This window comes from Rahnella victoriana (assembly GCF_004330295.1).
In the GTDB taxonomy this organism is placed as follows: Bacteria; Pseudomonadota; Gammaproteobacteria; order Enterobacterales; family Enterobacteriaceae; genus Rahnella; species Rahnella victoriana.
This window is the reverse complement of sequence record NZ_SJOJ01000012.1, coordinates 1-12,170: the sequence shown is the minus strand read 5'-3', so window position 1 is coordinate 12,170 and position 12,170 is coordinate 1. Positions and strand designations below refer to the sequence as shown.

The following is a 12,170-nucleotide window of genomic DNA, read 5'->3' as shown; positions in this document are numbered from 1 at the left end:
TCACAGTTATTTTCTATAAGCTGATCGTCAGGCTTTTACTCCGGCATCTGAACAAACCCGATAAATGATAAATCCGTGAATACGATCCATGCGGCGGGATTTAATCCGCCGCGCATTTTCGTGATGTCCCCATTTCTCCCGCCCCATGCCCTGTCTCGTAAAAAATATCGGGGTCTATCGGCATTGTTTTCTCCCGCGCGGGGTTTATCAACTACACTTTTGACACCCCTACAGCGCCACGAAAAAGAGCGCAAGAAAACGAGAGAAAACAATGATCATTTCTGCATCAACGGACTACCGCGCTGCGGCAAAACGTAAACTGCCGCCCTTCCTGTTTCACTATATTGATGGCGGTGCCTACAACGAGCATACGCTCAGACGTAACACGGCCGATCTGGCGGATATTGCCCTGCGCCAGCGCATCCTGAAAAACATGTCGGATCTCAGCCTTGAAACGCAACTTTTCGGCGAAAAACTGGCGATGCCGGTGGTACTGGCACCGGTCGGGCTGACGGGTATGTACGCCCGCCGTGGCGAAGTGCAGGCAGCGCGTGCGGCGGCGAAAAAAGGCATTCCGTTCACGCTCTCCACCGTCTCCGTCTGCCCGATTGAAGAGGTCGCACCGGCTATCGACCGTCCGATGTGGTTCCAGCTTTACGTGCTGAAAGACCGCGGTTTCATGCGCAATGCGCTGGAGCGCGCACAGGCCGCAGGCGTCAAAACGCTGGTGTTTACTGTGGATATGCCGACGCCCGGCGCACGCTACCGCGATGCGCATTCCGGCATGAGCGGCCCGAACGCCGCCGCCCGCCGCATGTTGCAGGCAGTGACGCATCCGCAATGGGCGTGGGATGTCGGCCTGAACGGTAAACCGCATGATCTGGGCAATGTCTCGGCCTATCGCGGCAAACCGACCACGCTGGAAGATTATATCGGCTGGCTGGCGGCGAACTTCGACCCGTCGATTTCATGGAAGGATTTAGAGTGGATCCGCGAGTTCTGGAAAGGGCCGATGATTATCAAAGGCATTCTGGATCCGGAAGATGCGAAAGACGCGGTGAAATTTGGTGCGGACGGCATCGTGGTCTCCAACCACGGAGGCCGCCAGCTTGATGGCGTGTTATCCACCGCCCATGCATTGCCCGCGATAGCTGACGCGGTGAAAGGCGACATCACTATTCTCGCGGATTCCGGCATCCGTACCGGGCTGGACGTGGTGCGCATGATTGCCCTCGGCGCTGACAGCGTGTTGCTTGGTCGCGCCTTTGTGTACGCGCTGGCCGCTGCGGGCGAGGCGGGGGTGACTAATCTGCTGAACCTGATCGAAAAAGAGATGCGCGTGGCGATGACGCTGACCGGTGCGAAATCCATTGCTGATATCAGCGCGGACTCGCTGGCGTACGGGCGAGATCAGGTGCATCGCGCAACGTTATAAAACGCGCCGGGCGCGGATCTGAACCCGCGCCCGGTTTTTACACCGTTTGTTCCGGACTACCCACGCAATACCCGTTGCGTCCCGCATGTTTGGCGTCATACAGCGCGCCGTCCGCGCGTTTGAGTAATTCCAGCGCGGTCATTCCCGGTGCCCATTGCATGATGCCCTGACTGACCGTCACCGTTTTAGCTACCTGTGACAAGGCATGCGGAATGGCAGCCTGCCCGACGCTTTGCCGGATGCGTTCCGCGACCACTTCGGCATCCTTTGCAGCCGCGCTGTGCAGCAGGATGACAAATTCCTCGCCGCCATAACGGGCAACCAGATCGGCCGGTTGCCTGACCACCTGTTTGAAGCAATCCGCAATGGCGATCAGACAGGTATCACCGGCCTGATGGCCGTAATGGTCGTTGTATTTTTTGAAGAAATCCACGTCGATCATGATCAGGGAAAACGTGCCGCCAGAGCGTTCTGTCTGTGCAATAAGTTGTTCCAGCTGATTATCGAGCTGACGACGGTTCGCCACGCCGGTGAGCGGGTCGTAGTGCGCCAGATTATCCAGCTTACTGACCAGCAACTGGTTATCGCATTCCCGCCGCACGGAGAGCACAAACCAGCGGCTCAGCATGATACGGGCGGTCTCAAACAGGACACTGGCGACCACCATCGCGGCGATCTCCAGAATGGGAATGTCCGGCTTCAGCAGGATCAGATGGAAAAACAATGAGAACCACAGCGGAGACGTAAAGCTGTAGAGGATGGGCATCGTCGGATACAGCGCGATCAGCGCGGTGAAAATCAGCATGCAAAACAGCGGAAAGACCAGCTGTTGTTGCGCGTCACTGATCAGCATGAAATGGAACACCACCGCCCAGTACAGACCGACCAGAAATGCCAGCGCCATCGCCGGTGTGCGTGATTGGATGAAGCGCAGTACCGGCAGAAGAATGATAAAAAACACCAGGAAAACCAGCGCCAGCTTATCCAGCATCGGACCGGTGATCGCCACGTCAGCGTGCGGATCCAGCAAGACCCTGAACTGGTGGCGGCCAAACAAAAACAGCACAAAACAAAGATTGGCGATCAGCAGCCAGAGACCGCTGGTGCGCAGCGAGGCTTTTTTATAATGGTCAAGCAGGGTATCGAATGAGCTGTCCTGCGGAAGGGGAGGAATATTTTGCATGTTTATCCTTAACATCGGGCATGGGGGATAGTGTAGCCGAAGTCATGTACTTACTCCTCCCCCGCGAAATGGATGCCGCCCGTCTCAGGGGTATTGGGTTTGCTCCTCCCCCTGCGAAGGGGGAGGCGGGGAGGGGGTTTTAAGGACGAAACAATCCTCTCCTTCGCCGGACAGGACGTTGTCCGTTTGCCGTACACAGGCCAGCAGTTGTTCTGTTGTTATCGCCGCAACAGACTCTTCATTCCATTCTGGCGCGTACGCAAACTCCTCCAGCCATTGTTGCCGCGCGGCTTCCAGTCTGTCGGCAGGCTTCACGCTGAGCGATTCCCGCAGCGCACCGCGTTTTTCTGTCAGTGCTTCGGCAGAAATCTCAGCAACCAGCGCCGGAATGTCAGCGATAAAATCGCCGATAAACCCCAGTAAAGCTTCCGTGTCATACGCGGGCGACTGCAACGCGAACAGGAGCCCGGACTGGCGTGCGGTCTGATGGAAACGGCAACTCACTACGTACCCGATATTCTTTTCGACACGATATTGCCGGAAGAACGTCGGTTCCAGAAAAGCCGCGAGCAGTTGCGTGGCGGCCAGACATTCAGCGGTGTTTTCCGCCAGCGGGCAAAACACCAGCACCGCAGCATCGTCACCGGCGGTGGTGAATTCATGCACTGCGCCTGACGGGCCGCTGACCACTTCCGGCAGTTTTGCCAGCAGCGTGCGGATGGCGATGTCCGATGCCAGCTGACGTTGTTCCTGTTCATACAGCCGTTTGCCCTGTGCCAGCGCGGCGGGTGGCGGGGCGCGCAGCAGTTCAAGCGCCCTGACCAGCGTGCGCGTTGCCCAGGCCTGCGGTCCGCTGAGCTGCAATAAGCCGTTGCCCTGCACATAGCTGAACAGCAGTAAATGCCCTTCATGGGCGGACTGCGCACAGAGGGCGCGCAGGCTGGCGCGGGCGAGGCTGGCCTGTTGCGCCGTCAGCGGCGCGCCGGTGGTCAGAACACTTTCATGGGTTTCAGGGGAGGCAGGGGCCGCCGGAAGGGTAAACGCAAAGGGCGGATCCGTGACGTTGTCACAATCTGACTGCCATGCTTTCAGGCTTACCGGCAGGGTGAAACCTTTTACCACGGTGTTTTCTCCCTGAACATCAGGAGCAATCCACAGCCGTGTCATGTTTTGCGGTCGCAGCTCGCTGAGCAATGTCTGCCAGCCATCTTGTGCGGCGGGCGGGAAATCCAGTGTCTGTGCGCGCAACTGATCCAGCGGTGTCAGGCGGCTGAATTCCCGCCGTGCCAGGGCGATGTAATGCTGTAAATGTCCGGCGCTTAAATCACGGATTTGTTGCAGCCAGTGGTGGAACAGTGTTTCCAGCCGGGCGCGCAACGCAGACGTGGTATCGCACACAAGAAATTCGATGCTGAGAATAGCGTCACGGGCAGAGGCGTACGGCAGCGAAACCCGCACGTTGTCAGCCAGCGCCTGCGTTCGCAGCTGATCCAGCAAACTGTCCGGTGCTTCATCTTCAAGCAGCTGACGCAGTAATGTCAGAGCCGGGCAAGGTGTGACCGGAAACGAAAAACGCAGCCGTGGTGAACCGTCGAGACGTAGCCGGAGATGTCGCGCCTCACGCAACGCCAGCGGCTGCACTGGCGCGGGGTGAACCCCCGTCCCGGCAGCAAAGGCATTGCCGTAACGCTCAGCCAGCGCGGTCAGGTCGGTGAACGATTGCGGACCCTGCAACCATAACATCAGATGGTCAGTGGTGAAAAATTGCTGGTGATAATGCACCAGCGCCTGTTGCAGCGCGGGGATATCATCACCGAAAGAGGCGCGGTGGCCGACGTGAAAATCCTGTAACTGCACAGGGGTCGCGAAGGCCAGACTCTGCGCCGCCTCGCACAGCGAATCCGCATGCCCGCTCAGCATGCGGTATTCGGCGTCGATCACGGCCACTTCCTGCCTGACCGCATCCTCTGTCAGCAGCGGCTGTGCCAGCATATCGGTCAGACGCGCCAGACCGGCTCCGAACTGTGCCGGTGTCATGTCGAAAAACCAGGCCGTCGAGGTGGCGTGCGTGGTGGCATTGAGTTTTGCCCCTGACGCCTGCGCCCACATCATCAGCCGGTCATCGCCCTGAAACTGCTGACTTCCGGCAAAGACCACGTGTTCAAACAGGTGCGCCAGCCCCGGAAACGCGGCAGGTTCGTGATGACTTCCGGCATTCAGATGCAGCAACGCGGCCGCACGGGTGGCCTGCGGATCGTGGAGAAGGTTGACCCGCAAGCCGTTTTCCAGCGTCAGCGACTGCATGGCAGGCAGCATCAGCGCATCAGCCTTTGAAAATCAGCTGAGAGTTCGCGCGGTTGCGGAACTGCAACTGGTTGATCTGGATGTTGGTGCAGTTGGCCTGTTCGCGCGCGGCGAGAATTTTGCCGTGATGCTCCGATTTGGAACACACCGGATCGGCGTTGTCGGCATTGCCGGTGAGCATAAACGCCTGACAGCGGCAGCCGCCGAAGTCTTTCTCTTTTTCGGAGCACGAACGGCAGGGTTCCGGCATCCAGTCGAAGCCACGGTATTTGTTAAAGCCGAAGGAGTCGTACCAGATTTCCTGTAACGTATTCTCCAGCACCGACGGGAATTCCACCGGCAACTGGCGCGCACTGTGGCACGGCAGCGCCATACCTTCCGGCGTCACACTGAGGAAAATCGCGCCCCAGCCGCCCATGCAACCTTTCGGACGCTCTTCGTAATAATCCGGCGTCACGAACAACAGATTGGCGAGATTACCGGTACCGGCCATTTTTTCGCGGTACTGATGTACGACGTCTTCGGCACGGGCGATCTGTTCACGGGTCGGCAACAAACCCTCGCGGTTGAGCTGCGCCCAGCCGTAAAACTGACAGGTCGCCAGCTCGACGTCATCGGCTTCCAGCTCGATACTCAGGTCGATAATCTTGTCGATCTGATCGATGTTATGGCGGTGCAGCACGAAGTTCAGCACCATCGGATAACCGTGGGCTTTCACCGCTTTTGCCATCTCCAGTTTTTGCCGGAAGGCTTTAGCATTGCCCGCCAGCGCGGCGTTCAGCGTTTCATCGCTGGCCTGAAAACTGATCTGAATATGGTCCAGACCCGCCTGCGCAAAGGCATCGATTTTCTTTTCCGTCAGCCCGATACCGGACGTGATCAGATTGGTGTAAAAGCCCAGATCACGGGCGGCGCGGATCAGCTCCGGCAAGTCTTTACGCACCAGCGGTTCACCGCCGGAGAAGCCGATTTGCACCGCGCCCATTTCCCGCGCTTCCTCAAACACTTTGATCCACTGCGCGGTGGTCAGCTCTTTTTCCTGTTTAGCGAAATCGAGCGGGTTCGAGCAATACGGACATTGCAGCGGGCAGCGGTAAGTCAGTTCGGCCAGCAGCCACAGCGGCGGTTTGACCGCAGGTTTAAGCAGGTTCACGGAAGGTAATCCACTTTTGTGCATGGGCCTGAGCGAAGAAATCTTTGACGTCATCATTCACACCACCGGCTTCCGGAAAGCGCGTATTCAGCTCATCAATGATATTGGCAATCGTCCGCTCGCCGTCCACCAGTTGCAAAATGAAGGTCGCGCTGTCGTTCAGTTTCGCCATGCCTTCCGGGTACAAAATCACATGGCAGTCCTGCGTTTTCTCAAACTGCATGCGGTAGCCGCGACGAAACATCGGCGTGTAGTGTTCGGTAATGGTGATCACAGGAGTCTTCCTTTATGCCAGACCGCCTGTTGCGTCACGCTGTGGTACGGCGGGCGGTTCAGTTCGTAGGCCATGGTCATGGAATCGAGCATGCTCCACAGAATATCGAGTTTGAATTGCAGGATTTCCAGCATGCGCTGTTGTTTTTCGACGGTATCGCAGTATTCCAGCGCCAGCTGTAAACCGTGTTCGACGTCGCGGTTGGCCTGGCTCAGACGGCTGCGGAAATAGCCGTAACCCTCTTCCTCGATCCAGGTGTAATGCTGCGGCCAGCTGTCGAGACGCGCCTGATGGATTTGCGGGGCGAAAAGTTCGGTCAGCGAGCTGCACGCGGCTTCCTGCCAGACGGCGCGGCGGGCAAAGTTAACGTACGCATCGACGGCGAAACGCACGCCCGGCAGCACCCTTTCTTCTGAAAGCAGTACGTCGCGATCCAGACCCACCGCTTCGCCCAGACGCAGCCAGGCTTCGATACCGCCTTCGCTGTCACCATGACCGTCGTGATCGAGAATACGCTGCACCCATTTGCGGCGGGTTTGCGGATCCGGGCAGTTGGCCATGATCGCCGCGTCTTTCAACGGAATGCTGGTCTGATAATAGAACCGGTTCGCCACCCAGCCCTGAATTTGCTCGCGGGTCGCCTGACCGTTATGCATCGCAATGTGGTACGGATGATGGATGTGATAAAACGCGCCTTTGGCACGCAGCGCCTGTTCAAATTCTTGCGGCGTCATCGGTGACGTCGGAGTTGTCGATATGCTCATGGTCGTTTTGCCCTGAAGTTCGATGCGCATCCCGTCCCGGCTGACTTCGATATTTTGTTGCGTCAGCGCCTGCCGCTCGGCAGAGGATTCATTGAGGATCGGGTTGGTATTATTAATATGGATGAGAATTTTGCGTTCTGCCGGAAGGGAAGAGAGCAGGGCAATCAGCCCCTGTTCTTCGGCAAGCGCCAGATGGCCCATGTCTTTGCCGGTATTACGGCCGACGCCGGTGGTCGCCAGCTCGTTATCCTGCCACAGCGTGCCGTCAATCAGCAGGCAGTCGGCTTTGTTCAGCCAGCGCAACAGTTCATCGTCCGGTTCGCCCAGTCCCGGCGCATACAGCAGCGAGGTGCCGGTCTGGGTGTCTTCGATAAACAGCGCGATATTGTGGCCCGGCAGTGGCTTGCCGCGATATTTCGAATACGGCGGCGCGTTGCTCAGCAGCGGAATAGCCGTGAACGTCAGATTCGGGCAGACGGCCACGGAGAAGCTGTTCTCCGGCTCGATAACGTGGTGTTGCAGGCCGCCATTCCAGTGAGAAAGCATGGTAAAAATCGGGAAACCGGTGGTTAAGTCTTCGTGGACTTCCGGCGTACACCACACCTGATGCGGGCAGCCTTCGCGCAAATTCAGCAGGCCGGTGCAGTGATCAATCTGGCTGTCGGTCAGGATAATGGATCCGATAGCGGTGCCGCGTAAAACGTCGTGTTTAATCAGTTCCGGCGTGGCGGCAATCTGGTGGCAAATGTCCGGTGACGCGTTGCACAGCACCCAGTCGGTGCCATTGTCGCTGACGGCAATCGACGATTGTGTGCGGGCGGACGTTTTCATGGTGCCATTGCGCACACCCTGACAGTTGCTGCAATTGCAGTTCCATTGCGGGAAGCCGCCGCCTGCCGCGGAACCAAGTACGATAATCTGCATGTGAGAACCAGGGGAAAGGGAAGGAAGATGCCCACAGTAAACCGTGGGCATAAGGGCTTAGCGGTTAGAAATGTACAGGGTCACTTCTAAGCCTAAACGCAGGTCTTCGAAAGAAGGTTTAGTCCACATAATTACGTCCTCTTGGTGATAACAGTAGTAAGTTCACTGCCCCTTTTATTGCGGCAGGTGATCGGCTTATTGTCAAATATCGCGGGTTTGGCTACAAAAATGTTGCGATGGATCCAAACCGCTATTGCCCTGTAAGCCACAGGGATTAGGGCAAACGCCGGATGAAAAACTATTCACCCCACGTTTGCTTTAATACTTTCAGCCAGTTGCGGCAGGCGATTTTTTCGATCAGTGCATCGCCGTAACCGGCATCGGACATGGCCTGCAACAGCACCGGCAGTCCGGTGACATCACCCAGCGCGTCCGGCACATTGATACCGTCGAAATCCGAACCAAAACCGACATTTTCTTCGCCCAGTTTAGCAAGAAGGTTATCAAGATGTTTAACAATTTCGGTGACCGGGGTATCGCCATGGCGTTTGCCATCAGCCCGCAAAAACGCGGTGCCGAAATTAACGCCAACAAAGCCGTCACTTTCGGCGATGGCGGCCAGTTGTTTGTCGGTCAGGTTACGCGGCTGCGGACATAACGCATGCACATTGGAATGGGTGGCAACCAGCGGGGCATCGCTGAATTTCGCTGTCTGCCAGAAGGCTTTTTCATTCATGTGCGAGACATCGAACAGAATTTTCTTCCGGTTGCATTCGCGCAGCAGGTCAAGCCCGGCGGGCGTCAGACCGTCACCGGTGTCCGGCGATCCCGGAAAGTCACCCTTTACGCCGGTCCCAAACTGATTGGGTAAATTCCACAGCGGCCCGATGCTGCGCAGCCCTTTTTCATACCACAGATCCAGCCGCGAGACGTCATCGCCAAGCGCCTCCGCTCCCTCGATATGCATCACCATTGCCAGCACGCCCCGGGCGATACAGTGTTCAATTTCACTCACAGAACGGCAGATTTTTGCCCGTCCTGCGGATTGCATTTCGAGGCGTTCCAGCAGTGAAATCTGTGCCTGAGTAATGGCAAAAGCATCATGAGGCGCAACAGGGGAGTTGGGCTTCAGTTGCGGCATATATGAAGCAGGTGGTACGAAAACAGCAAATAACCCGCCAGCGAAGCCGCCGAGACGACAGCGCCTGAGGTCGAGATGTCCTTCCAGCGAGCCATCAAGAAACAGGGCAGCAGGATCTGCTGCATCATGCAGCCAAAGGCGGAGTAACAGGTCGTTGTGACCGTCAAAGACAGGGAGATGAGGGATGGTGTTCATGATGTTAATGGTACTTTATAAAAGCACGAAAATGTATGCGGAATATGTAATGGTTTGTTTGGTTGGTGTTAAGTGATTTGACTGACTTCTTTTCATGCGGAGGAGAAAAACTCGATCGGCTCCCTCCCCTGCGAAGGGGGAGGTTGGGAGGGGGTTTTAACGGCTAACTCTTTGTCAAAGCACACTTTAACTTTTGGATTTTGAACTTAATATCCCCTCCCAACCTCCCCCTTCGCAGGGGGAGGAGCAAACTGAAAAACATTGCCCCCTTCGCAGGAGAGGAGCAAACAGAAAAACATTCTGCATTTGAATTATTGCTGCGGCCTCAGCAAATCAGAAACTATAACTCGCCGTCACCGACACATTTCTCGGTTCACCGTAAACCACGTACTGGTTCACACTGGTGTCATATTCTTTGTCGAACAGGTTGTTGATGTTGCCCTGCACGGCCAGCTGTTTCGTAACCTGATAGCGGCTGAACAGGTTGACCAGCGCGTAGCTGCCTTGCTCGGCGTAACGGGTGCCGTTGCCGCTTGGGCCAGGGACGGTATCCCAGACGTGTGTCTGCCAGTTCACGCCACCGCCGACGGTCAGATCCTGCAACATCGGCAAACGGTAGCTGGAGAACAATTTCAGCTGAGTGCGCGGCAGTTGCGGGTTGACCGCATCACCGTTTTCATCTTCTGCAATGTAACGGGTGCCGCCGAACGTCATCTGCCAGTTATCGGTCAGTGCGCCGTTGACTTCGAATTCGACACCACGACTGACGGTGCCGTTCTTACCTTCGTAAGCGGTATCGGTCGTGCCCGGAATAACGCGGCCAGTGCTTTGCGCGACGTTATCCAGTTCCGCGCGGAAGATGGACACGGAGGCGGTCAGACGGCTGTTGAACCAGTCGGATTTCACGCCCGCTTCGTAGTTTTTGCCGATAACCGGTGACAGATAGCCGCCATTGATATCGCGGTAAGTCTGCGGCTGGAACACCGAGGTGTAGCTGGCGTAAGTGGACCAGGTATCGTTGATATCAAACACCAGACCGGCGTACGGCGTGATGTTGTTCTTCTCGATCTGATCCGTCAGCGTGTGTGAATTCCAGTTGGTGTAACGCGCCCCGACGATCAGATGCAGCGGATCAGCCAGTGACAAACGGGTGGCGATGTACGCAGATTTCTGACGGATGGTGTTATCTTCCGCCAGAGAACGCGGACCCCAGTCGGTTTCAGGGAACTGACCGTTGAAATCGTTGAAGTTACCCAGCTCTTCGGTGGTGATGTTGGCGAAAGAGCTGTAATAGGTATTTTGCTGTTTGCTGTAGCTGACGCCGGTCATCAGTTCATGCTGACGGCCAAACAGGTTGTACGGGCCGCTGGCGAAAGCGTCCACGCCATCCACTTTACGTTTACCGGTGTTATAGCCCGTTCCGCCCACGACCGGATAACCGGCATACATGGATTCACCCACGCCGGTGGTTTTATCGAATGTCCCGTCGATGTACATCATTTTACTGTCGATATGGGATTCGGTATGCGTGCCGTTCAGCGTTGCCTGCCAGCCGTTATCGAAGGACTGCTTCAGGGTGGTGAACAGTTTGGTGGTTTCTTTATCGCTGTATGCCCAGTCCGGTGCCGAGTTAAATCCGCGACGGTAATCGGTTTTGCTGCCGTCCAGATACCAGCGCGGCATACCGCCCCAGGTCGGGCTGTCGGTGTTGGTTTGCTGGAATTCGTAGCCTGCGGACAGCAGGGTCGACTCGGTCAGATCAGCATCGACGGTGGCGTAAACGAATTTTTTGGTCGCGCCGTAACGCTCAACGTAACTGTTTTTATCCTGATAACCGGTGACCAGACGACCACGCACGCTGCCGGAGGCGTTGAGCGGCGTCGACAAATCGGCCACATAACGCTGTTTATTCCAGCTGCCGTAAGTCGCGGAAACATTGCCGGTAAACTCTTTGCTGTCGGCGTGTTTGCGTACCTGATTGACCGAGGCTGACGGGTTGCCCGGGCCGGTCATCAGACCGGTGGCACCGCGTACCACTTCGATACGGTCGTAAATGGCGGTGTCTGACTGTGCATCGCCCAGATCCCAGCGCGGGTCGAAGGAGGTCGGGATGCCATCAACCATATAATTGTCGATCAGGAAACCACGGGCGTAATAAGTGCGGCGGTCAAGATCCGAGACGCTTTCCTGAATACCGGTGGTGTTTCTCAGCACGTCACCGAGCGACTGTAACTGCTGATCCTGCATACGTTGCTTGCTGATAATACTGACGGACTGCGGAATGTCGCGGGCAGTCAGCGCCATTTTGGTTCCGGCGGTGGTCACCGGCACGCTGTAATCGGTCGCGGCGGTATCCGCTGCGCCTGCAGAACTGTTCTCGCCAGTGACGACGAGCGTATCGTCCGCCGCTTTCTGTGCAGTGGTTTCTGCCGCATACGCAGAATGCAAAGATGACGAAATGAGCAGTGCGATAACTGAAAGTGAAAGTTTCTTTCCTGAATGATGATGTGTGTCTTTCCTGACAATGACGGCGCTATTCCCTGAAACGGTTGACATAAATACTCTCCACACGGTTATTTTATTATTTTTTAAGCCACTGCCTTTTTGTATTAATACGGCTTTATCAGCATGAATATCCCCGCCAGGATCCCCCGGAACGAAGGCTGGAAAAAGGAAATACATATCAGGTTAATAAAGCGAATGAGAATAATACGCATTGGGTTTACTGGTGTAAATAAGTATTACAGACGGGGGAGGAGTGGGGGGTTGTCGCATAGCTCCCTCCCCTGCGAAGGGG

At 56.4% G+C, this 12,170-nt stretch carries 9 protein-coding genes and 1 pseudogene; 1 reads left to right on the top strand and 9 read right to left on the bottom strand.

Annotated features, from left to right (window positions below; all coding sequences use genetic code 11):
• Window positions 1-271 precede the first annotated feature (271 nt).
• Window positions 272-1,435, top strand: coding sequence for an FMN-dependent L-lactate dehydrogenase LldD (gene lldD, locus EYY67_RS11680; protein WP_131693537.1), 1,164 nt, complete (start codon window positions 272-274; stop codon window positions 1,433-1,435).
• A 37-nt stretch (window positions 1,436-1,472) separates the two neighbouring features.
• Here lldD and EYY67_RS11675 read toward each other — a convergent pair whose 3' ends face one another.
• The 9 genes and pseudogenes from EYY67_RS11675 to fhuE form a co-directional block, all read right to left on the bottom strand.
• The gene (locus EYY67_RS11675; RefSeq protein ID WP_131693536.1) at window positions 1,473-2,618 is read right to left on the bottom strand and encodes a GGDEF domain-containing protein; all 1,146 of its coding nucleotides are present in this window, start codon (window positions 2,616-2,618) and stop codon (window positions 1,473-1,475) included.
• Between the two features lie 84 nt (window positions 2,619-2,702).
• Complete coding sequence (pqqF, locus tag EYY67_RS11670) at window positions 2,703-4,934, bottom strand: pyrroloquinoline quinone biosynthesis protein PqqF (protein WP_131693535.1); 2,232 nt, start codon at window positions 4,932-4,934, stop codon at window positions 2,703-2,705.
• Window positions 4,935-4,941: 7 nt separating this feature from the next.
• Window positions 4,942-6,075 (bottom strand): pyrroloquinoline quinone biosynthesis protein PqqE, encoded by a 1,134-nt coding sequence (pqqE, locus tag EYY67_RS11665; RefSeq protein ID WP_408637244.1) that lies wholly within the window; start codon window positions 6,073-6,075, stop codon window positions 4,942-4,944.
• On the bottom strand, window positions 6,062-6,319 hold the full coding sequence (pqqD, locus tag EYY67_RS11660) for a pyrroloquinoline quinone biosynthesis peptide chaperone PqqD (RefSeq protein ID WP_229921234.1): 258 nt from the start codon (window positions 6,317-6,319) through the stop codon (window positions 6,062-6,064). Before pqqD ends, pqqE begins: the two co-directional genes overlap by 14 nt.
• 26 nt (window positions 6,320-6,345) lie before the next feature.
• Entirely contained in the window at window positions 6,346-7,113 is a 768-nt protein-coding gene (gene pqqC / locus EYY67_RS11655; RefSeq protein WP_095925529.1) for a pyrroloquinoline-quinone synthase PqqC, read from the bottom strand.
• Window positions 7,114-7,128: 15 nt separating this feature from the next.
• Window positions 7,129-8,037, bottom strand: a pseudogene (pqqB, locus tag EYY67_RS11650) (pyrroloquinoline quinone biosynthesis protein PqqB); the annotation flags it as partial.
• 57 nt (window positions 8,038-8,094) lie between these two features.
• A complete protein-coding gene (pqqA, locus tag EYY67_RS11645; RefSeq protein WP_013578120.1) occupies window positions 8,095-8,166 on the bottom strand; it encodes a pyrroloquinoline quinone precursor peptide PqqA in 72 nt (23 codons plus the stop codon).
• Window positions 8,167-8,335: 169 nt separating this feature from the next.
• Entirely contained in the window at window positions 8,336-9,373 is a 1,038-nt protein-coding gene (locus EYY67_RS11640) for a dipeptidase (RefSeq protein WP_131693534.1), read from the bottom strand.
• A 333-nt stretch (window positions 9,374-9,706) separates the two neighbouring features.
• Window positions 9,707-11,929: a ferric-rhodotorulic acid/ferric-coprogen receptor FhuE gene (gene fhuE, locus EYY67_RS11635; RefSeq protein WP_131693533.1), complete on the bottom strand. Its 2,223-nt coding sequence runs from the start codon at window positions 11,927-11,929 to the stop codon at window positions 9,707-9,709.
• Between the last annotated feature and the right edge of the window lie 241 nt (window positions 11,930-12,170).